The 20,273-nt window shown below is 75.1% G+C and carries 17 protein-coding genes; 8 read left to right on the top strand and 9 right to left on the bottom strand.

Annotated features, from left to right (window positions below; all coding sequences use genetic code 11):
* Positions 1-20 precede the first annotated feature (20 nt).
* The 3 genes from AB0G56_RS00445 to AB0G56_RS00435 all read left to right on the top strand — a co-directional run bounded on the left by AB0G56_RS00445 (position 21) and on the right by AB0G56_RS00435 (position 2,247).
* The gene (locus tag AB0G56_RS00445) at positions 21-1,223 is read left to right on the top strand and encodes a cytochrome P450 (RefSeq protein WP_360961291.1); all 1,203 of its coding nucleotides are present in this window, start codon (positions 21-23) and stop codon (positions 1,221-1,223) included.
* A complete protein-coding gene (locus tag AB0G56_RS00440) occupies positions 1,220-1,504 on the top strand; it encodes a ferredoxin (RefSeq protein WP_360961288.1) in 285 nt (94 codons plus the stop codon). Before AB0G56_RS00445 ends, AB0G56_RS00440 begins: the two co-directional genes overlap by 4 nt.
* 131 nt (positions 1,505-1,635) lie before the next feature.
* Positions 1,636-2,247, top strand: coding sequence for a helix-turn-helix domain-containing protein (locus AB0G56_RS00435; protein WP_360961286.1), 612 nt, complete (start codon positions 1,636-1,638; stop codon positions 2,245-2,247).
* A 30-nt stretch (positions 2,248-2,277) separates the two neighbouring features.
* Here the strand turns inward: AB0G56_RS00435 and AB0G56_RS00430 are convergent, their stop codons facing one another.
* From AB0G56_RS00430 to AB0G56_RS00420, 3 genes are read right to left on the bottom strand one after another with little or no spacing between them, the layout of a single operon-like run.
* Positions 2,278-3,873, bottom strand: coding sequence for a glycosyltransferase (locus tag AB0G56_RS00430; RefSeq protein ID WP_360961283.1), 1,596 nt, complete (start codon positions 3,871-3,873; stop codon positions 2,278-2,280).
* Positions 3,870-4,688 (bottom strand): glycosyltransferase family 2 protein, encoded by an 819-nt coding sequence (locus AB0G56_RS00425; RefSeq protein WP_360961280.1) that lies wholly within the window; start codon positions 4,686-4,688, stop codon positions 3,870-3,872. The genes AB0G56_RS00430 and AB0G56_RS00425 overlap by 4 nt, the downstream gene beginning before the upstream one ends.
* A 43-nt stretch (positions 4,689-4,731) precedes the next feature.
* The gene (locus tag AB0G56_RS00420; RefSeq protein WP_360961277.1) at positions 4,732-6,096 is read right to left on the bottom strand and encodes a glycosyltransferase family 2 protein; all 1,365 of its coding nucleotides are present in this window, start codon (positions 6,094-6,096) and stop codon (positions 4,732-4,734) included.
* A gap of 570 nt (positions 6,097-6,666) precedes the next feature.
* On the opposite strand from AB0G56_RS00420, the gene AB0G56_RS00415 reads away from it, so the two are divergent.
* The 5 genes from AB0G56_RS00415 to AB0G56_RS00395 all read left to right on the top strand — a co-directional run bounded on the left by AB0G56_RS00415 (position 6,667) and on the right by AB0G56_RS00395 (position 11,108).
* Positions 6,667-7,338, top strand: coding sequence for an ABC transporter ATP-binding protein (locus tag AB0G56_RS00415; protein WP_360961274.1), 672 nt, complete (start codon positions 6,667-6,669; stop codon positions 7,336-7,338).
* A complete protein-coding gene (locus AB0G56_RS00410) occupies positions 7,335-8,015 on the top strand; it encodes a hypothetical protein (RefSeq protein WP_360961271.1) in 681 nt (226 codons plus the stop codon). The genes AB0G56_RS00415 and AB0G56_RS00410 overlap by 4 nt, the downstream gene beginning before the upstream one ends.
* A 232-nt stretch (positions 8,016-8,247) precedes the next feature.
* Positions 8,248-9,333, top strand: coding sequence for a hypothetical protein (locus AB0G56_RS00405; RefSeq protein WP_360961268.1), 1,086 nt, complete (start codon positions 8,248-8,250; stop codon positions 9,331-9,333).
* Between the two features lie 144 nt (positions 9,334-9,477).
* Complete coding sequence (locus AB0G56_RS00400) at positions 9,478-10,293, top strand: geranylgeranylglyceryl/heptaprenylglyceryl phosphate synthase (RefSeq protein ID WP_360961265.1); 816 nt, start codon at positions 9,478-9,480, stop codon at positions 10,291-10,293.
* Positions 10,290-11,108: a Moenomycin biosynthesis protein MoeN5 gene (locus AB0G56_RS00395; protein WP_360961262.1), complete on the top strand. Its 819-nt coding sequence runs from the start codon at positions 10,290-10,292 to the stop codon at positions 11,106-11,108. Before AB0G56_RS00400 ends, AB0G56_RS00395 begins: the two co-directional genes overlap by 4 nt.
* 34 nt (positions 11,109-11,142) lie before the next feature.
* On the opposite strand, the gene AB0G56_RS00390 is transcribed toward AB0G56_RS00395, so the two are convergent.
* From AB0G56_RS00390 to asnB, 6 genes are read right to left on the bottom strand one after another with little or no spacing between them, the layout of a single operon-like run.
* Complete coding sequence (locus tag AB0G56_RS00390; protein WP_360961260.1) at positions 11,143-12,735, bottom strand: carbamoyltransferase C-terminal domain-containing protein; 1,593 nt, start codon at positions 12,733-12,735, stop codon at positions 11,143-11,145.
* Positions 12,732-14,048 (bottom strand): hypothetical protein, encoded by a 1,317-nt coding sequence (locus AB0G56_RS00385; protein WP_360961257.1) that lies wholly within the window; start codon positions 14,046-14,048, stop codon positions 12,732-12,734. The genes AB0G56_RS00390 and AB0G56_RS00385 overlap by 4 nt, the downstream gene beginning before the upstream one ends.
* Entirely contained in the window at positions 14,038-15,546 is a 1,509-nt protein-coding gene (locus AB0G56_RS00380; RefSeq protein ID WP_360961254.1) for a radical SAM protein, read from the bottom strand. The genes AB0G56_RS00385 and AB0G56_RS00380 overlap by 11 nt, the downstream gene beginning before the upstream one ends.
* Before the next feature lie 60 nt (positions 15,547-15,606).
* The gene (locus AB0G56_RS00375) at positions 15,607-17,115 is read right to left on the bottom strand and encodes an asparagine synthase-related protein (protein WP_360961251.1); all 1,509 of its coding nucleotides are present in this window, start codon (positions 17,113-17,115) and stop codon (positions 15,607-15,609) included.
* Positions 17,112-18,332: a Moenomycin biosynthesis protein MoeGT1 gene (locus AB0G56_RS00370; protein ID WP_360961249.1), complete on the bottom strand. Its 1,221-nt coding sequence runs from the start codon at positions 18,330-18,332 to the stop codon at positions 17,112-17,114. The genes AB0G56_RS00375 and AB0G56_RS00370 overlap by 4 nt, the downstream gene beginning before the upstream one ends.
* Entirely contained in the window at positions 18,322-20,268 is a 1,947-nt protein-coding gene (asnB, locus tag AB0G56_RS00365) for an asparagine synthase (glutamine-hydrolyzing) (protein ID WP_360961246.1), read from the bottom strand. The genes AB0G56_RS00370 and asnB overlap by 11 nt, the downstream gene beginning before the upstream one ends.
* Positions 20,269-20,273: the final 5 nt, after the last annotated feature.

Genomic DNA, 20,273 nt, shown 5'->3' with positions numbered 1-20,273 from the left:
CCACCGAGAGGCGGCACCTCATGACCATCAGCGACCCCCAGGCGTTTCCGTTCCACGAGACCGACGAACTGCACATCGAGCCGCGTTTCGAGCAGCTGCGCACCAGCGAGCCGCTGTGCCCGGTGCGTCTGACCCACGGAGAACCGGCCTGGCTGGTGACCCGGTACGAGGACGTCAAGACCGTCCTGGGCGACCCACGGTTCAGCCGGGCCGAGGCGGTGGCGCGGGACGAACCCAGGACGCGGTACCACCGGGGCCTGGCCGGCAACATCCTGGCCTTCGACCCGCCCGAGCACACCCGGCTCAGGCGGGTGGTCGCCAAGGCGTTCACCGCGCGCCGCGTGGAGGAGCTGCGCAGGCGGGCCCAGGCGATCGCCGACGGCCTCGTCGACGCGATGACGGTCCGGGGCGCCCCCGCCGACCTGGTGGCCGACTTCGCCCTCCCGCTGCCCGTCACGGTCATCTGCGAACTGCTGGGGGTGCCCTTCGAGGACCGGACACGGTTCCGCCTCTGGTCGGACGCCCTGCTGTCGACCACCCGCTTCCGCCCCGAGGAGGTCGAACGCTACGCCGACGAGCTGTCCGCCTACATGGCCGCACTGGTCGCCGAGCGGCGCAAGGAGCCCCGGGACGACCTGCTCGGGGTGATGGTGGCGGCCCGGGACGAGGAGGACCGGCTCTCCGAGGACGAACTGGTCGCCATGGGGGTCAGCGTCCTGGTCGCGGGCCACGAGACCACCGCGAGCCAGATCCCCAACTTCGTGTACACGCTGCTCGGCCACCCCGACGAGCTGGCCCGGCTCCGCGCCGACCTGGACCTGGTGCCCCAGGCCGTGGAGGAACTCATGCGCTTCGTGCCCCTGGGCAGTGCCGGGATCGCGCGCTACGCCCTGGAGGACGTCGAACTGAGCGGCGGAGTGGTGCGTGCGGGCGAACCCGTCGTCGCCTCGAACGCGGCGGCCAACCGCGACACCGCCGTCTACACCTGCCCGGAAAGACTCGACCTGACCCGCCAGGAGGCGTCGCACGTCGGGTTCGGCCACGGCCCGCACCACTGCCTGGGCGCCCAACTCGCCCGGATGGAACTGCAGGTGGCCCTGTGCACCCTGCTGGAGCGGCTGCCCGGCCTGCGCCTGGCCGGCACCGGCGAGGACCTCGTGTGGAAGGCGGGCGCCGGGGTGAAGGGTCTGGAGAAGATGCTCGTGACCTGGGACGCGGCATGAGCGGCCGCGACGACGGGCCCGAGCGGCCGGGTCCCGGCGCGGTCCTGGGGCCGGGTGAGGACGTGTGGCGCGTCCGGGTCGACGAGAAGGCGTGCATGGCCACCGGCATCTGCGCGGGCGTCGCACCGGGGAGGTTCCAGGTGCGGGACGGTGCCTCGCACCCGACGTCGGAGACCGCCGCGCCCGCGCCGGAACTGGTCGACGCGGCCGAGTCCTGCCCGATGGAGGCGATCTCGGTGACCCACCGCGCCACCGGCGCCCGTATCGCCCCCGAGGAGTAGGCGGCGGTGCGGCGGGCGCGGAGCGGTCGTGACACCGCCCTCCGGCGAATGCGGCCTCCCCGGTCGGCCGTGAGCCGGGCGGCGGCCCGCCGCCGGCCGCCCGCGCCCGCCGCGCCGACTACGCTACGGCCATGACTGGCGAGACGAGGGCGTCCACGTCCCACCGGGAGCGCAGCAAGGCCAGACGCCGCGAGGCCATCAGACGCTCGGGGATGCGCCTGTTCGCCGAGCAGGGCTACGACGGCACGACCATCGCCGACATCGCGGAGGCGGCCGACGTCGCGCCGCGCACGGTCTCCCTCTACTTCCCCTCCAAGCACGACATCGCCCTGTCGGTGCCCGACGAGATCGCGGCCCGGCTCACCGCCGTCTTCAGGGACCGGCCCGGCTCGGGGTTCCTCGACGTCGTCGACGCCTGGCTCACCGGGGAGGCCGACGCCCTGGACCCGGAACTCGTCGCCCTGCTCACCGCGATGTACGAGGCCAACCCGGCGCTCAGGGCGCACGGCAGCAGCCAGATCACCGAGGCGGTACGCATCACCGGCCCCGCCCTGGCCGCCGCCACCGAACTGCCCGCGGACCATCCGATGAACGCCGTCGTCGGTGCCGCCGTCGGTGCCGCGCTCAGCCAGTACTTCGCGACCATCCTGCAGCAGGAGCACGCGGCCGGAACCCACCGCCTGTTCATGGCCTGCCTGCACGCCCTGGTCGACGCGGCCCGCGGCGGCGCCACCGGCACCTGACCCGCACCGCCGTCCCCGGGCGCCGGACCCTCACAGATAGGCGACGCCCTGCTCCACGCTGCCCGCGAGGAAGCCCGCGAGCCGGGCGCCGTAGCGGACCCACCGGCGGCGCAGCCCGGGTGAGCGGGCGAGGTCGGGGGAGTGCAGCAGCAGCCAGGACCAGTTCATGAGGACCGTGCCGCCGTCGCGGCGCTGGAACCCGGCGTGCCGGTAGGCGTCGTACAACCGGGCCCCGGAGCGGCCGTAGTTCCACTTCTGCCGTGCCAGCGAGGAGAGTTCGGCGCGCAGCCGGTAGTGCATGCGGGCGTCGGGCGCGTAGCCCACCCGGTGGTGGGACAGCCGGGCGCGCCAGGACAGGTCCATGTCCTCGCCGCCGCCCACGTAGGACTCGTCCCAGCCGCCGATGGCGGACAGCACCTCGGTCCACGCCGCGCAGTTGGCGCCCCTGGCGAAGGGCAGGAAGTCCGTCTGCGCGGTCATCGGGAGCGGCTGTTCGTCGGGGTGGGCCGGGCTGAGCAGGGCGGTGTCCAGGCTGCCGCCGATCAGCCCGGCGTCCGGCGCGGCCTCGGCCAGCGCGGCGAGCCAGCCCGCGGCGGCGACGTCGTCGGCGTCGCAGAAGGCGATGAGGTCGCCGCGCGCCGCGCGGATCCCGCGGTTGCGGGCGTGGCTCTCGCCCGCCCGGTCGGCGGCGTCCACGACACGCAGCGCGGGCAGCGCCGAGCGCGCCGCCTCGGCCACCTCGCGGGTGCCGTCCGTCGATCCGTTGTCGACGACGACGACCTCCCAGGGCCGGTCGTACGTCTGGCGGGCCAGCGCGTCCAGCTGGGCCGGCAGCGTGCGGGCGCCGTCGCGGACGGGGAGCACGACGGAGACCAGCTCCGGTGCGCGGCCCGGACGGGGCGGTTCGAGGTCCGGCTCGGTGACGCGCGACGACAGGCGGGTGGTGCGCAGGACATGGGCGCGGACGGCGAGGGCGGCGGCGCCCGCCGCCGCGCTGTCGTCGCTCCGGCGCCGCACCAGGAGCCGGGGCACGGTGATCCGCGCGGCCGGGACACCCCCCTCGGCGGCGTCCTCCCGGGGTTCGAGCAGGTCCCGGCGGACCGCGTAGGCGACGGGGGCACCGCCGGGTGCGATCGACGGCAGGACGATGCCGTCGATCAGGCCGCCGAGCGGGTTGCCGGACCGGCTCACGGCGGTCCGGTCATTGTCGCGCCGGTACGCGGCGCCTACGTCCGTGTCTGCGTCCAGGTCCACGTCGGCGTCCGGCGGGGCGACCGGGTCTTCGGGCCGCAGGCGCAGGCAGCCGTACTCGATCAGGCCCGCGTCGTCCGCCGCGGCCCGGGCGAGGTGCGCCGGCCAGCCCGGCAGCACCTCGTCCCGGCCCTGGAGGAACGCGACGTAGGGCGTACGCGCCGCACGGGCCGCCGCCAGGCAGGCCGCGCCGGCGGCGCCGGGGGCTGTACGCGCGACGCGCACCCCCGGTCCGCGCGGCTCCCGGCCGCCGGTGACCACGACGACCGCTGCGGCCTGCGGCACGTGGCGCGCCAGGCCGCGCAGCGCCGGCTCCCAGTCCCCTTCGGGCGCCGCGACGACCACGGTGAAGTCCGCTGCTCCCACGGTGCTCATCCGGCCGGTGCCACCGGGTGCAGCGTGAACTCGACGTCGTTGGGCGGGGCGACGAGCAGCGGCAGCAGTTCCTCGCGGGTGCGGGCGGCGCGGCGGCGGGCCTCCTGGTCGTTCATGGCCCGGGTGTAGGCCAGGCGCTCGGCGGAACCGAACCCGGTGCCCGGCGCCTGGGTCAGCGAGTCGGGCCAGATCCGGTACCGGTACAGGACGCGGCGCACGCTGCGCAGCCGGAACAGGCGCGCGGCCCGGAGGTGGAAGTCGGTGTCGGCGCCGAGCCGTACGGTGCCGTCGAATCCGCCGAGCCGCTCCAGCACCTCGCGGCGGACCACGCTGGAGGGGTGCAGCAGTACGGTCGACCGGCCCAGCCGCAGCCACAGGTTGCCGTTGCGGGGCATCCGGCGCCGCCCCGAACGCCGGCCCTCGGCGTCCATGTACTCGTAGGAGCAGCCCACCAGGTCGGCCTTGCCGCCCTCCAGCAGGGCGAGTTGGTGGCGCAGCCGGCCGGGCAGGCTGATGTCGTCGGCGTCCTGGAAGGCCACGTACGGGGTGTCCACCCGCCGCAGCACCTCGTTCTTGAGCCGCAGGTGCCCGACGTTGCGGGAGGCGCGCAGCACCGACAGCCGGGGGTCGGCGGCGTACGGACGCAGCGCGTGCGTCCAGGTCTCGCCGGGCGTGCAGTCGTCGACCACGACCAGGCGCAGGTCGGGCCGGTCCTGGGCGAGCACCGAGGCGACGGCGGCGCCGAGGTAGGCCGCGCAGTCGTAGTGCGGCAGGATGACGGTGACCGCCGGTTTCTCGTCTGCCGTTGCCCGCACCGCAGTCTCCCTTCCCGGGCCGCGCGGGGGCGGCCGTCGTGTGTCAGCGTTGGGCCGCCGCCACGGCCGTGGGCCGCCCCTCGGCCGCCGGGCTGCGGAAGTCGCCCTCGTCGCCCCACGGCACGTGCCGCAGCGGGCGGCCCAGCAGGCCGCGTGCGGCGAGGCCCGCGGCGACCGAGCAGAACCAGGCCGCCTGCACGGCCTTGACCGTCCACCGCTTGGCTCCCCAGGCCCATCCGCCGTCACCGTTCCAGGGCGCCAGCGGCCACAGGCCGTGGAAGAGCACCCCGGTGAGGTAGAGGCGGGCGACCGGCCACGGGTAGTCGGCCGTGCAGGTCACATGGCTGTAGAGGGAGCGGCGCAACCGGCGCAGCGTGTCGTGCGACCGGCCGACCCGGTAGAAGGAACCCCGGGCCTCGGGCAGCACCTCCAGGTCGTGCCACGGATCCGGCGCGGCCGGGTCGAGGAGTTCGAAGAGCACATGGCCGTCGTCCGCGAGCCGGCGGGCCGGGATGCCCCCGGCCAGGACCGGGGCGGCGACGAGCATGCAGGCCGCCGCCGGGCACGGCGCTGGCGGAGTCGTCACCCGGGAGACGCGGTCCATGGTGCGGGCGGCGGCCGACGCGCGCGGCAGGGCGGCCAGGTGCGCGCCGACGGCGCCGGTGGCACCGCGCTCCTGGAAGCGGGCGACGAGCCGGGCCAGGCAGCCGGGGGCGAGGTGGACGTCGTCGTCGGTCCACAGCCAGCCGGTGTGCCCCAGCGGCCGGGACAGGCGCAGGGCCGCGTTGACGGTGCGGATCTTCCCGGGGCCCGGCAGCGCGAACCCCACCACATCCGCCGGAAAGGCCCCGGCCGCGCCCGCCCCGGTGGTGTCGGCCGCGTGCGCCGGGACGGTGCCGGCAGCGTCCTCCGACGCGCCGGCCCCGGCCCCATCCGCCGACGTGCCGGTCTCGACAGCGTCCACCGACGCGCCGGCCCCGGCCCCGCCCGCCGAGGCAGTGGGCCCGGCCCCGTCCGCAGCAGCGGTGGTCCCGGCCCCCTCCGCCCGCGCCGCCGTGCCGGTCAGTGCGCGCAGCCGGTGCACCGCCTCGCCCAGTTCTCCGGGCCCGTACTGCATCCCGAGCCAGAGGGTCAGCGGCAGGCCGGGACGGGAGGCGCGCACCTCGGCGAGCGCGTCGAGCAGGTGCCGCAGAGCGGTGCGCTGCTCGTCGAGTCCGCAGCGGGCGACGTAGGTGGGCAGCAGGACGCCGAGCCCGCCGGTGGGCAGGGCCGTCAGCGCGTCGTGGTCCGGCAGCACCCGGCCGTCGCGCACCAGCGCCACGGGCCCGTCGGGAGCGGGCGCCGGATCGAAACCGCGGGCCACCGCGCGCTGCCACCACAGGCGGCCGTCCTCGACGCCCCCTCGCATGCGTGTCCCTTTCGCCGGCCGCGCCGCCCGTTCGGACTTCCGCTCCGGCCCCGGGCCGGTTTCCGGCGACCGGGGTGAACCGGATTTCGCCGCGAGTGCCGCCTCCGGCGGAGAATGCGGCGGATTCAGAGATTTCGACGGGCGTACGCTAACCAGCGCCGCCTGCTGATCACAAGAGCGGGCCGCCTCTCCCGCCGACAGGGAGACGGCTTGGCCGAAATACCGGGGTTGCGGCCGTGACCGTTCGGTGAATTCGCCGGACAGCCGTCCGGAGACGGCTTCCGGCAGCGGCCGAATTCCGCCCGGTGGCCGGGAAGGAGCCCGGTGGCGGGGGCCACGGGCCCCGGAATCGGCCGAAAAACGCCGGACCGGACTCCCGGGCGCCGCGCGGAGCGTGAGCCGCCGGGCCCCGGCGCACCCCTGTGGCACCCTGACGGCACGAGGTGCGGCAGACTGGCCGCCCGGTGCCCGGCGGCCCGGCCCCGGCCGGCCGCGGACCGGCCCGACCGCACAGACACAGGCCGGTGTTCCGCGCCACGCGCCGCGGGCGACGGCAGGAGGGTGACACGCATGAGGTACTCCGCGAGCACGGATCAGCGGTTAGGGGGCGCGCCCGCATCCGCCGGACGCGAGGTGCTCCTGAACGCGCACGCCATCGTGAAGAGCTACGGCCGCCGCCGCGTCCTGGACGGCGTCGATCTCGTCGTGCGCGCCGGCGAGGTCGCGGCGATCGTCGGCAGCAACGGGGCGGGCAAGTCCACGCTGCTGAAGATCTGCGCCGGTCTGCTCTCCCCGGACAAGGGGCGGGTCACCGTCGCCGGAAAGCTCGGCTACTGCCCGCAGGACGCCGGGGTCATGGACTTCCTCAAGCCGCGCGAGCACTTCACCCTGTTCGGTGCGGGACGCGGCATGAGCCGCCCGGACGCCGACCGGCGCGGCCGCGAACTCGCCGCGCGGCTCGACTGGTCCGTCGCCCGCGGCACCCTGGCCAAGGACCTGTCCGGCGGCACCCGGCAGAAGCTGAACGTCGTCCTGTCCGCCCTCGCCGACCCCGAGGTGCTGCTGCTCGACGAGCCCTACCAGGGCTTCGACCGCGGCTCCTACGTCGACTTCTGGCAGAACGTGTGGCGTTGGCGGGAGGAGGGCAAGGCGGTCGTCGTCGTCACCCACATGCTCAACCAGCTCGACCAGGTGGACACCGTACTGGACCTCAGCCCCAGGAAACGGGGGGCCGGCCGGTGATCCGCACCCTGCGCATGGCGGAGATGACCCTGCGTGAACTGCTGCGCCGCCGAGGCGTACTGGGCCTGCTGCTGCTCGTGCCGCTCGTGTTCTACCTCGGCCGGCACGACCAGGCGGGCCAGGCCATACGGTTCGCCAGCCTGGGCGTGGGCTTCGCCGTCAGCACGGCGGCCCTGTTCTCCGCCGTGACCGGTCGTCAGGCCGCGCCCCGCCTCGCCCTGTCCGGCTTCCGTCCCCGGCACCTGTACCTGGGCCGCACCCTCGCGCTCGTCGTCGCCGGACTGCTCGTCTCCGCGCTCTACGCCGTCGTCGTCACCGTCGACCAGAAGGTGGCGCACCCGCAGGCCGTGGCCGCGGAACTGGTCCTGACGACCCTTGTCGCGGTCCCCCTCGGCCTGCTGCTCGGCCTGGCCGTGCCCCGGGATCTGGAGGGCACGCTGCTGCTGATCTGCGTCATCGGCGCCCAGATGGTGATCGACCCGGCGAAGAGTTCCGCGAAGGTGCTGCCCTTCTGGTCCACCAGGGAGATCATCACGTACGCCGTGGACGGCGCCCGAAGCGGCTCCCTCACCTCCGGAGTGACGCACGCCGTCGTGGTGGCGGCGCTGCTGGCGGTCGCCAGCGGCACGGTGATGTCGGTCCGGCTGCGCCGGCGCGCCCACATGCGGTTCGTGTGAAACCACCGCCCACCCAGGCGTGTTCACCCCGCGGTGTGGGGCCGGGCCGCTCCCGGTCCCGCATCACCGGCCGGCTCCCGGCCCGGCGCCGCCGGTCCGCTTCCGTCCGGGGGAATTCCGCCCTACCTCGCCGAAACGAACGCGTGTAGGATCGGGAAATCGTCTGCCGCCGCAGCGCGCGCACGGCGGCACGGTGGCCCGGCTCGTCGCCTCTCCCCGGAATGGAGAGTACGTGAACGGTGCACAGCGATTACCCCTCGATGAATCGGTCCGGCAAGCCCTGGGCGCGGCAACGGAATTCCTCCGGTCGGCGCGCGACGAGAACGGCTGGTGGAACGACTACGAAGTCCGCGGCCCCGGGCAATTCTGGGCCACCGCCTTCGTCGGAGCCTGCCTCGCGGAATTGCCCGACGGACCGGGGCGCGCGGCGGCGGCCGGCTCCTGGCAGTTGCTGCGCCGCTCCCGCGGCCCCTCGGACGGCTGGGGTTACTGCCCGCGCGTACCCGGCGACGCCGACATCACCTCCTGGGTCCTGCGCCTGGCCGAAGCGCTCGGCGAGGACACCGGCCCCCGCGCTGACGAGGGGTACCGCTTCGTCGCGGCCCACCTCCAGCCCGACGACGGCATCTCCAGCTACCTGCCCCAGATCGCCCAGCCCTTCCTGGAGCGGGTGGCACCCCGCTGGGACGCCTGGTACGCGAGCCACCCCTGCGTGACCGCGGCGGCAGCCGGACTGCGCCGCCTGCCGGTCCGCGAACGGCTGCTGGACCGGCTCCGCCGCATCCAGCGCCCCGACGGGGCGTGGCCCGCCTACTGGTGGCCCGACCGCGAGTACCCCACCGCGCTGGCGGTCGAAGCGCTCAGCGCGGACCGTACGGACCCGCCGAGCCCGTCCGCACGCCACGGCGCCCGGTGGGCCGCGGCGCGGATCGGCCCGGACGGCGCCGTGCGCACCGCCCAGGAACCCGCCGGGTCGGCCTTCGCCACCGCCTTCGCGCTGCGCGCCGCCGTGGCCGCGGCCGCCGACCCGAGCGCCGACGCCGCCCGCCGGGCGGTGGCCTACCTCACCGACTCCCAGCGGGCGGACGGAAGTTGGCGGCCCTCCGCCTGGTGCCGTGTGCCCGGGCCCCTGGAACGGGACCCGGACGCCAGGCCGCACTGGGAGCGCGGGCGGCGCGGCAAGGCCGCGCTCGGCTCGCTGGTCCTGGACGGCAACGCCCTCTACACCACCGCGTCCGTCGTCGCCGCACTGGCCAGAGCCGCGGCCGTGCTCGCGCCGTCGGCGGCCGCACGGGCGGACCACGCGCCCCACGCGTGACGACACGGACCCACCACGAAAGCACGTAGGACAGCACGTACGACGGCACGTGCGCCAGGCGTCCTGGGCGTACGAGGCCGCACGCCCAGGACGTACGACAGACGCACGACAGACGCACGACCGGACGACAAGGGGGTAAGGCCGGTGCGCCCGACACCACACCCGGTCCCGAACGACACCGCCCGCACGCAGCCGGCACTGCTCGGCCCGGGGGACGTCCTCACCCGGCTGCGCGGTCACGCCCGCGGACCGGTCCACATCATCGACCCGTTCAAGGTGCCGCAGGAGGAGGCCGTGGAGAAGGCGAAGGTCCTCGACGACCTCGGCTTCCCGGCCATCATCCTCGCCAGCACCGACTACGAGTCCTTCGAGACCCGTATGAACCCCTACATCGCGGCGATCAAGGAGGTCAGCAACCTCCCGGTCCTGCTGCACTTCCCGCCCCGCAAGGGCGCCGGGTTCCCGCTGGCCCGCGGCGCCGACGCCGTGATGCTGCCCGCGCTGCTCGGCTCCCGCGACGACTACTACGTCTGGAAGAGCTACCTGGAGACCGTCGCCGCGCTGCCCGCCCGTGCGGACCGCGAGCGCTGGCCCGAACTGCTGCTCACCGTCGCCCTCACCTTCGGCGAGGACCACAAGACGGGAGACCTGCTCGGCACCGTGCCGGTCGCCACCGCCGGCACCGAGCAGATCGACCGGCACATCGCGGTCACCCGCAGCTTCGGCTTCCACATGGTCTACCTGTACTCGCGCTACGCCCGGGTGCCGGCCGAGGTCGTGCGCCACTTCCGGGACCGGCTCGACCCCGGCCAGATCCTCTTCGTCAGCGGCAACGTGCGCCGCCGCGACCACGTCGACGCCTACCTGGAGGCCGGCGCCGACTACGTGGGCTTCGCCGGGGCGCTGGAACACCTGGACTGGCGCTCGACCCTGACCGAGATGGCGGGGGCGGCACGGTGACCGGGGCCCTGCCCGAGACGTACACCGCCGCGATGCTCGCCACCGAGGCCGCCAACCGGGACCACGTGGCCGGCTTCGTCGCCCTCAACGGCGGATCGGCCCGACTCGTGGAGCACACCGCGGCGTTGCGGCTCTACCTGCGTGTGCCGCACTTCCTGACCGAGTGGATCACCGACCCGCCGCTGCGCGCCCGGGTCGCCCGCGCCCTCGCCCTGGACATCGTCGCCATGAAACTCCTCGACGACCTCATGGACGACGACACCGGACTCGACCGCGTCGAACTGGCCTGCCTCTGCCTGCACCTGCACCTGACGGCCCTGCGGGAGATGTGCGCGCTCGCGGAGGACGCCCGGGACGTCACCGACGTCCTGGAGGACGACTTCACCACCGTCTGCACCGGTCAGATCCGCGTCAAGAGCCACCGCGCCCGCACCCTCGACGAGTGGCGGGACGGCGCCAGCACCTACGGAGCGGCCTTCCTGGGCTGCTACGGCGCACTGGCCGCCCTCTGCGGCCGGGCCAGCGGATCCGTGGGGCCCGCGCGCCGCTTCGCCGAGGCGTTCGGGACGATCATCACCATCGCCGACGACCTCACCGACTACGACCGCCACGGCGAACGCGCGGGCAACCTCGGCCACTTGGTGCGCACCGGCGCCGTACCCGCCGAGGACGTCGCCGCTCTGCTGCGGCGGCTGCGGGCCGACGCCCTGGACGCGGTGCGGGAGCAGCCGGCCGCCCTCGGTCTGGAGCCGGTGACACAGCTGTACACCGCCGACGTCCTGGACCGGCTGCTCCCCCTGCACGCGGCGCCCTGACCGGCCCCCGCGCGCGAGGGCGCACGGCGACGGCCTACCGGGTCCCCTTCCGGTGGGCCGTCACGTCGTCGAAGACGTACAGGTCGACGTCGCTGTCCGCGAAGTCCTCCAGGACGTGGCGCGCCGTGTGCGCGATGGCCCGGCCGGGACCGTTCAGAGAGGTGTTGATCAGGGCCGGCACGCCGGTGGCCGCCTCGAAGTCGGCGAGCAGCCCGTGCAGGCGGTGCCGGCCGGGGTCCAGGGTCTGGATGCGGCAGGTGCCGTTGACGTGCCGGGCCTCGGGCGCGGTGCCCTCGGGCAGCAGGTACTCGAAGAGCATGTACGGCGAGGGGTGGTCGCCCGGGTACAGCTCGGCGAAGCGCTCCTCGCGCATCACCGCCCCCAGCGGCCGGTACCACTCGCGCCGCTTGAGCTCCTCGCTCATCCGCTTGCGCATGCCGGGCACGGCCGGGCTGCCCAGCAGGGAGCGGTGTCCGAGGGCGCGCGGCCCCAGTTCGGCGGCGCCCTCCACGTAGGCCACCACACCGCCGTCGGCCAGCACCCGGACCACCTCGGCCGCGTCGTACGGCCGGGCCGTCAGTCCCGCCTGCTCGAGGGCGGCCAGGACGTCGGCCGGGGCCTCGCCGGCGCCGTTGCCGTAGACGTCGATCGGGGCCGGCGGCTGCCCGAGGACGTACGTCAGGGCGTAGACGCCGGCACCCGCGAGATGGCCCGCGTCGCCGCAGGCGGGCGGGATGGCGATGTCCCGGCCGAAGGCCCCGCGCAGCGCCGAGTTGGCGACGATGTTCAGGGCGCAGCCGCCGCCCAGGGCGAGCGGCCCGACTCCCGCGCCGGTACGGGTGGCGTACCGGTCCAGGACCGCGTGCACGGCCTGCGTGAACAACTCCTGGAAGGTGGCCACGACATGGGCCGCCGTCTCGAACTCCGGGGCGAACTCGGGACGTTCGGCGAGCCGGGCCCGCACCTCCTCGGCCAGGCCCAGGTCGTGCATCACCCGGGGGTCGACGGCCTCCAACTGCTCCCGGACGGCGGGATCCGGACGGCCGTAGCCGCCCAGCGCCATCACCTTGCCGGCCACGCTCGGGCTCTTGCCGAACCCCAGCAGGTGGCCGATCGCCGTCCAGCCGAAGCCGTTGCCGTACCAGGGCAGCGGATCCTTGGCGACCCAGGTCAGCGCGGCGCCCTCGACCCGGAACAGGGAACTGCGGGTGAGCTGGCCGCGGCCCTCGTTGACCAGGACCAGGGTGCCGTCCTCGTGGCCGGCGTAGTGCGCGGCCAGCGCGGCGTGCGACACCTCGTGGGTGACGACGACGCACTCCACCCGCCGCCCGAGCAGGTCGCACACCGTGCGGTGGTGCGGCGCGCCCGCCCCGATGCGCCGCATCGCCTCGTCCAGGTCGGGGATCTTCAGCAGCGCGCTGCGCACCGGGGTGCTCACCGCCACCAGGTCGATCCCGTCGGCGTCCACCCCCGGCTGGGACAGCACGTGCCGCAGGGCGATGTCGCTGCGGTGGTCGTGCTTGACGCGGGTGAGCCGTTCGGTCTCGACGGCGAACGCGAGCCGGCCGTCCTCGAAGTAGCCGACGCCGGTGTCGTGACCGGCGGAGTGCAGGGACAGTACCTTCATCGGCGCTCCTGGTCAGCAGGGGAGGGGGTGCGGACCGCCGAGTAAGGGGCCCACTCGATGCGGCGCAGCGGCCGGCCGGCCAGCCCGCGCAGGTACAGCTCGGCGCCCACGCTCGCGAACCAGGCGAAGTACAGCCATTTGATCGCCGCCTTCCGGGCGCCGTGGCGCACGCCCCGGGAGCCGTCGAAGCCGGTCAGCGGCCACAGGCCGGAGAAGAGGACGTGCCGGAAGTAGTAACGGGCCGCGGGCAGCGGCCAGTCGGCGAGGTCGACGAGGTGGTTGAGCAGCAGCCGGCGGATCCTGCGGCGGGTCTCGCCCGCGGGACCGGCGACGAAGTAGTGGCAGCGGGCGTCCGGCACGAGCCGCAGGTGGGCCAGCGGGTCGGGCAGGCGCGCATCGAGGAGGCGGAAGCAGACGTACCCGTCGTCGGAGACGTACCGGCCCGGCATGCCGCCGGACACGACGTCCGTGGCCACCAGGATGCAGCAGCCGTGCGGGTAGTTCACCGCGGGCGCCGCGACGGCCTTGGCCCGGGCCAGCAGCCGCGAGGTGGCGTACTGCTTGGTGTGCGGGACCTTCGTGGCGCCCACCGCGCCCCGGCAGCCGGCCGCCAGGAAGTCGCGGACCATCCGGGCCAGGCACCCGTCGGCGGGTGTCACGTCGTCGTCGACCCAGGCCACGCCCACGCAGCCGAGGAGTTCGGCCACCTCGATGGCGGCGTTCAGGGTGCGGGGCTTGCCCGGGCCGGGCAGTGACAGACCGCACACCGGCAGCCGCGGCTGCCGGGCCCGGGCCCGCGCCACCAGCTCCCGCAGCCGCCGCAGCGCCTCGCGTTCCTCCCCGGCGTCGGCCCACTGCATGCCGAGGAAGAGCGCGACCGGCGTCTCGGGGTGCGCCGCCTTTGTCGCGGCGAGCTGGTCGAGGAGGGCGTCGAGCCGGTCCTCCTGCTCCTGGAGCGTCCCGCGCGAGACACAGGTCGGGGCGACCAGCGCCAGCGCGGGCCGCACACCGGCGCTCAGCACCGCGGCGGCGCCCCGAGCGCCCGCCCCGGTCCCGTCCGTCCCGTCCGTCTCCCCCGTCCCGTCCGTCCCGTCCGGGGTGCCGGCCGTTCCCCCCGTCCGCGGCAGGACGTGCCGCACGGGGACGGTCCAGGACGCGGGCGGCCGGTAGCCGCGGGCCATGCCGCGGCGCAGGTGGCGCAGCCACCACGGCTCGTCGCGGCGGGCCCGGGCGCGGGCGGGCAGGGGCTCGTTGAGTCTCGGGGGCGGGCCCGGACGCGGCCGGGTGTCCGGGCGGGCCGCCTCAGAAGTCACGGTCGGTGTTGGAGGTCGAACGGGCGAGGCTGCGCAGGCCGTCCAGCGTGTTGCGCCACTGGCCGGTCGCGGCCATGTGGCTCAGCAGCGGCTTGACCATGCCGCGGCGCAGGAAGAACGCCCGGTAGGCGGCCTGGGCCCGGTGCTGGGCGTCCGGGACGAGATAGCCGATCCGGCTGTCGAACTCGCCCCGCACGAACCGGTCCCAGTAGTCGGCGGGGATCCGTCCGGCCTCCACCGACTCGGTGTGCAGCGGTGTCCCGGGCAGCGGGGTCGCCGTGTAGAAGCTCGCGTAGTCCAGCGGTATCCGGCAGGCCAGGTCGACGGTGCGCCGGAACTGCTCCCGGCTCTCGTCGAGCCAGCCCACGATGAAGTAGCCGAAGCCCTTGATGCCGGCCTCGTGCGCCGAGGTGACGGCCTTCTCGATCTTCTCGATGTCGCTCTCCTTGCGCATCCGGCGCAGGATCTCGGGATCGCCGTGCTCGATGCCGAACCGCAGCCGTACGCAGCCCGCCCCGGCCATCGCCTTCAGCAGCGGCTCGGGCACCAGGTCGACCCGGGTGGGCGCCTCCCAGCGCACCTTCAGGCCCCGCTCGCCGATCAGCGCGCAGATCTCCCGGACCCGACCGCGGTGCAGGGTGAACACGTCGTCGTAGAACATGATCTCCTTCACCCCCCAGCGGTCCTTCAGTTCGGTCATCTCGCCGACGACGTCCTCGGGGCTGCGGTACATCGACTTCTTGTCGACGGCCTGTTTGAAGCAGAAGCTGCACTTGAAGGGGCAGCCGCGGCTGGAGATCATCGTGGCGAACGGCCGGGGCGCCATGATCGAGTAGTAGCGGTCCATGGGCAGGCCGCCGCGCTCGGGCCAGCCGACCTCCTCCAGGTTCACCATGGGCGCCGCGCCGCCGTCGTGGTCGCGGGAGACCAGGCCGCGGATGCCCTCGGGCTTCGCGCCCTGCTCCAGGGCCTCCGCCAGCTCCGGCATGATCGTGATGCCCTCTCCGACACCGACGTAGTCGATGCACTCGTGGTGCAGGTTCTCGTGGGCGTAGACCTCGGTGTGCGGGCCGCCGAGGATCACCTTGGCGCCGGTGCTCTTGGCCACCTCGCAGGCTTCGACGGCGCCGGGCAGTCCGGGGGTGGTGGTGCTGACGCCGACCAGGTCGGGTCCGAAGTCGGCGAGCAGGCGGCGCAACCCCTCGGCGTCCAGGCCCAGGGCGGGGGTGTCGATCTGGATGACGTTGTGGAATCCGGCCGTCTTCAGCGCGGTGTGGATGTAGCCGAGCCCGAGGTGCGGCAGGACCCCGGCGCGTTTCTGGATCTGCGTGATCTGGCGGGTGTTCAGGCACAGGTCGTGGTGGCGGACCAGGGCGATGCGCAGGGTGCGCCGGCGCCACCGGGGCAGTCCCGGCCTGGCCGGTGCCGCGGCGACGGTCGAGCAGCCGCCCGACCCCGTCGCCGGACCGGTGCTGATGACGGGCAGTGTCTTCCGCATGCTGTCCCCTCCTTCGGGGGTCGTGCCCGACCGGCCGGTGCCGGGGGCCGGTGAGGCCGCTCAGGAAGTGCGTCCGCTTGCGAGGGACTCCAGCTGGAGCAGGTACAGGGCGAGCGGCTGCAGGCGGCTGACCCGTCTGGCGGCGCCGGGCCCGCGGCCCGCGGCCAGCAGCCGCGGCAGGACCCGGTCGCCGCCGCGCCACCAGTGCGGTTCGGCGCACGCCGCGTGGGTCAGCAGCCGCACGAGATACGCCAGCCGGTGCGCGACCAGGACGGCGCCGTGCCGCTGCGGCACGGCGGCGGCGAAACCGAGGTGGGCGTGGGCCGGGTAGGCGCGGCGCAGCGCCTCGTCGTGCAGCGTGCCGTCCAGGAGGTGACGGGAGGGCACCGAGGACAGGTGGTCGACCAGCGCGTGGTCGAGGTACGGCGTGTGGACCACGAGCCGGTCGCCGCCCAGCGCGAAGGGGGCCAGGGCGATGGAGCGCCGGGTGCGGTTGTGGAAGAAGAACGAGCCGAGCGGGAGGGCGGCCGGCGCGTGCCGGGCGAGTTCGGTCACGAGCCGGTCGCGGGCGCGCTCCCGGCTCCACAGCCGTGCGGTGCGCGGCCCGAGCAGGTGCTCGACGTGTGCGCCGGTGCGTCCGGCCGTCAGCAGCCGGTCGGCCAGCCGGGGCAGCGCGGCCGGGTCGTAGGGGGTGCGCCGGATGAGGTCGATGCTCGGGTTCTGCGCCAGCTCGCCCCCGCCGAGCCCGTCGTAGGACAGGCCGCCGTGGCGACGCAGCCACGCCTGCAGCGGCAGCGTCCAGGCGCCGTCGAGGGTGCCCATGCCCTGGGCCGGGTTCGCGGCGAGTTCGGCCCGGAACTGCGAGCGCGGCCGGGGCAGGGTGCGGTGGGCCAGGCCGAGCCGTGCGGCGAGCGCGGCGGCGACCTCGGCGTCGGCGCCGGGGTCGGGCGGGAACTTGGCGCCGCTCACGCACAGCCGGGGAGCGGCACCCTGGCGGCACAGTTCCAGCAGGATGTGCCGGGAGTCGCGGCCGCCGCTCAGCGGGAGGGCGTAGGGCCGGTGGGGCAGCCGCCGGGCCACGGCGGCGCGGAAGAGGTCGACGAACCCGTCCACGGCCTCCGCCCGGCTCATGGCGGCGGGCCCGGCCGGGGCGGGCGCCGCCGACCGCAGACGCAGGCCCGCGCGCGACCAGGTCAGGGTGGCGGCGGGGGGCAGCGCGCGGACGGCGGCGAAGGGCGTGTCCTCGCCCAGGAAGAAGCCGAGGCGGACGAAGACGGCCAGCGCGTCGTGGTCGAGCGCGGCGCTCTCGCCGGGGCCGAGCAGGGCGAGCGGGTCGGGGGAGAGGGCGAGGCGGGCGCCGTCGGCGCGGTAGTACAGCGGGTGCATGCCGTACCGGTCGTTGCGGGCGCGCAGGCGTTCGCCGTCCCAGCTCCAGGCGGCGAAGACGCCCTCGGGCGGCGGCCCGTCGGCGAGCGGGTCGCCGCGCAGCACGTGCCCGAGCCGCACCTCCTCGTCGCCCTCGGCACGGACGCCGTCGGGGCCCGCGACCAGCCGCAGCCGGGGCCTCACCTGGCCTCCAGCAGGGGCCGGACCGCGGCCCCGATGCGGGCGGTGACCGCGTCCTGGTCGAGCACGGACTCCGCGAAGGAGACGGCGGCCTTCTTGTGCGTCTCGATCGTCGCGGGACGGGTGAGCCAGTCGTCGACGGTGCGCAGCAGTTCCTCCGGGCCGGCGCAGGCCCGGCCCAGACCGTGCTCGTGGATCAGCCCCGGCACCCACCGCTCCATCGGCAGCCCCGACTCCAGCATCAGCACCGGGATGCCGAAGTACGCCGCCTCCAGCGTGGTGTTGGGCCCCGCCTTGGAGAGGAGCAGGCCGTGCGGGGCGCGGGCGGCGCGGTCGATGTACTCGAAGTACTGGGCCTGGGTCAGGCGGCTGTGGAAGCGCCAGTGCGCGAGGCGGGCGGCCCCGGCGGCGGCGCGCTGGGCCAGCTCCGGGTCGTCGTACCCGACGAAGACCAGGTCGGTGTCCGGGTGGGTGTCCGCGATGTGCCGCACCAGGTCCAGGTAGACGTCGCCGCCCCGGTTGCAGAACACGATCAGGCGCGGCCGGCCGGGGTCGTCGTCGCCTCCCCAGGGGCCCTGCGCCTCCTCGGCGGGCTGGGCGGACCCGCTGGTCATGAAGGAGCGCAGATCGTGCTGGGCGACCAGCGGGCCGACCACCCGCACCCGCGCGGGATCGCCGCCGCACTCGGCCAGCAGGTGGTCGCGGGCCCAGTCGAAGCCGACGAGGGTGAGGTCCGGGTACGGGCTGCGGTGCAGGGGGAGTTGGAGCAGGCCCGGGTTGGTGACGTGGCTGACCACCCGGGTGCGGACCCCGGCCAGCCGTACGGCGGCCACGCACAGCCGTGCCACGAAACCCTTGGTGCCGACCACGACGTCCGGCGCTGTCGTGGACAGGTGCGCGGCGAGCGGGGCGAGCGCGGCGCGCTGCGCGGGCGTGGGGGCGGCCTCGAAACCGGCCGGGAACCGCTCCTGGAGCCGGCCCATGAGACCCATGTAGCGCCTGGTGCGGGTCGCCGCGTCCGGGCTGGTCAGGGAGATGGTGCGGATCTCGGCGCCGGCCTCGCCCAGCCAGGGCAGGATCGGTTCCGCCTCCAGCAGCGTGACCTCCGCCTCGACGGAGGTGCGCAGCGCGCGGGAGAAGCGGGTCGCGGCGAGGTAGTTGCCGAACTCCCCCCACGTCCGGGGGGACAGCACCTGGATGGTCGGGCGGTCAGGGAGCACGGTGGGTCTCCTCGGGGAGGGCGAGGTGAGCGGGGGAGGAGGAGGTCAGGTTGCGGTACCAGAGCTGGTAGGCCAGCAGGGCCCACAGCTTGCGCGAGGTGTCGTGCCCGCCGCGGAGGTGGTCGTCGGTCAGCCGGCGCACGGCCTGCGCGTCGAACAGCCCGTCGCGGCGCAGCGCGGACGGCGCGAGGGTGTCCAGGAGCAGCGGGCGCAGCTCCTCGCGCAGCAGGGCCGCCAGCGGGGCGCGGAAGCCCAGTTTGGTGCGGTGGACGATGTCCTTCGGCAACCAGTCCGCCGCCACCCGGCGCAGCAGGTGCTTGCCGGTCAGGCGGCGCAGTTTCAGCGCCGTGGGCAGGGAGTTGACGTACTCGACCAGGTCCAGGTCGAGGAAGGGCGAGCGCACCTCCAGGGCGCCGCGCATGCCGCCGCGGTCGGTCTTGGTGAGGATGACGTCGCGCAGGAAGTGCGCGAAGACGGCGAGCTGGCTGCGCTGCACGCCGGTGAGGCCGTCCTGCCCGTCGAGCAGCCGGGAGATCTCCGCGAACGGGCCGGGCCCGGACAGGGCGGCGGCGCGGGCGTCCGGATGGAGCAGGGCGGTCAGTTCGCCCGGCTGGAAGGGGGCCGTGGAGAGGTAGAAGCGGTGCTCGGGCGCCGCCCGCAGGCCCCGGGCCAGCAGCCGCAGCGCCGCGGAGAGGGGCAGGTTGCCCGAACGTGCGGGCAGCGCCCGCACGAGTGCGCGCAGCAGCGACTCCAGCCGGTGCGTCGGCATCAGCCGCAGCAGCGTCTCGATGGCCCGCTCGGCCTGGAAGTACCGGTAGCCCAGGAGCAGTTCGTCGGCGCCGTCCCCGCTGAGCACCCCGCGCACCTGCTGCCGGGCGGCCCGGCAGACGATGCGGGTCGGCAGCAGCGACGGGTCGGCCAGCGGCTCGTCGGCCGCGGCGTACTCGGCCTCCACCACGTCGGCGAGGTCGCGGCCCGTGATGCGGACCGTGTGGTGCTCGGTGCCCAGGTGGCGGGCGACCGCGCGGGCGTGCCCGCTCTCGTCGAAGTCCCGGTCGGCGAAGCCCGCGCTGAAGGTCGGCACCGGCCGGCCCGGGGAGAGCTGCTGGGCCACGGCGGCCACCGCGCTGGAGTCCAGCCCGCCGCTGAGCAGCACGCCCAGGCGCCGTTCGGTGCTGCGGACCCGGCGGGCCACGGCCGCGCGGAACAGCTCCTCGAACCGGGCGGCGGCCTGCCGCAGGGGCACCCGTGGCCCGGGATCCAGCCGGGGCCGCCAGAACTCCACCTCGGTGAGCGCGCCGCCGCTGAACGTCACGTAGTGGCCGGGGCGCACCTTGTGCACGCCGGCCACCGCCGAGCCGGGCGCGCAGAACGCCTGGAGCGTCAGGTAGCGGGCCAGCGCCGCCGGGTCGGGGGTGCGCGGGGTGCCGGGGTGGCGCAGCAGCGCGGTCAGTTCGGAGGCGAAGGCGAGACCGTCCGGGACGCGGGTGTAGTACAGCGGCTTCTTGCCCATCGGGTCGCGGGCCAGCACGGTGGTCGCCGTGCGCGCGTCGTGCAGCGCGAACGCGTACATGCCGCGCAGCCGCTCCAGCACCGCCATGCCGCGGCGCTCGTACAGCTCGACGAGCACCTCGGTGTCGCTGCCGGTGCGCAACCGCACGCCCTCGGCGCGCAGTTCGCGGCGCAGCTCGGCGTGGTTGTAGATCTCCCCGTTGAGGACCAGCACGGTCGCCCCGCCGGCGGAACGCAGCGGCTGGCGGGCCCGGTCAGGGTCGACGAAGGTCAGCGCGCAGTGCGCGAAGGTCACGCCCCGGTGGTGGCACCAGCTGGACCCGTCGGGCCCGCGGTGCGCCACGGCGGCGAGCATCCGCCGGGCGGTGTCCGGGGCCGGCGCCCGGCCGCCGTCCGCGTCGCTGAATCCCACGAAGCCGCACATGCCGG

The sequence above is a fragment of the Streptomyces sp. NPDC021356 genome (genome assembly GCF_040641015.1).
In the GTDB taxonomy this organism is placed as follows: domain Bacteria; phylum Actinomycetota; class Actinomycetes; order Streptomycetales; family Streptomycetaceae; genus Streptomyces.
This window is presented reverse-complemented; position numbering and strand designations above follow the sequence as displayed.

What these genes read in the sequence shown, in the direction of transcription:
- AB0G56_RS00445 (WP_360961291.1), top strand. Translation starts at nt 21, where the DNA reads ATGACCATCAGCGACCCCCAGGCGTTTCCGTTCCACGAGACCGACGAA.
- AB0G56_RS00440 (WP_360961288.1), top strand. Translation starts at nt 1,220, where the DNA reads ATGAGCGGCCGCGACGACGGGCCCGAGCGGCCGGGTCCCGGCGCGGTC.
- AB0G56_RS00435 (WP_360961286.1), top strand. Translation starts at nt 1,636, where the DNA reads ATGACTGGCGAGACGAGGGCGTCCACGTCCCACCGGGAGCGCAGCAAG.
- AB0G56_RS00430 (WP_360961283.1), bottom strand. Translation starts at nt 3,873, where the DNA reads ATGAGCACCGTGGGAGCAGCGGACTTCACCGTGGTCGTCGCGGCGCCC.
- AB0G56_RS00420 (WP_360961277.1), bottom strand. Translation starts at nt 6,096, where the DNA reads ATGCGAGGGGGCGTCGAGGACGGCCGCCTGTGGTGGCAGCGCGCGGTG.
- AB0G56_RS00415 (WP_360961274.1), top strand. Translation starts at nt 6,667, where the DNA reads ATGAGGTACTCCGCGAGCACGGATCAGCGGTTAGGGGGCGCGCCCGCA.
- AB0G56_RS00390 (WP_360961260.1), bottom strand. Translation starts at nt 12,735, where the DNA reads ATGAAGGTACTGTCCCTGCACTCCGCCGGTCACGACACCGGCGTCGGC.
- AB0G56_RS00380 (WP_360961254.1), bottom strand. Translation starts at nt 15,546, where the DNA reads ATGCGGAAGACACTGCCCGTCATCAGCACCGGTCCGGCGACGGGGTCG.
- asnB (WP_360961246.1), bottom strand. Translation starts at nt 20,268, where the DNA reads ATGTGCGGCTTCGTGGGATTCAGCGACGCGGACGGCGGCCGGGCGCCG.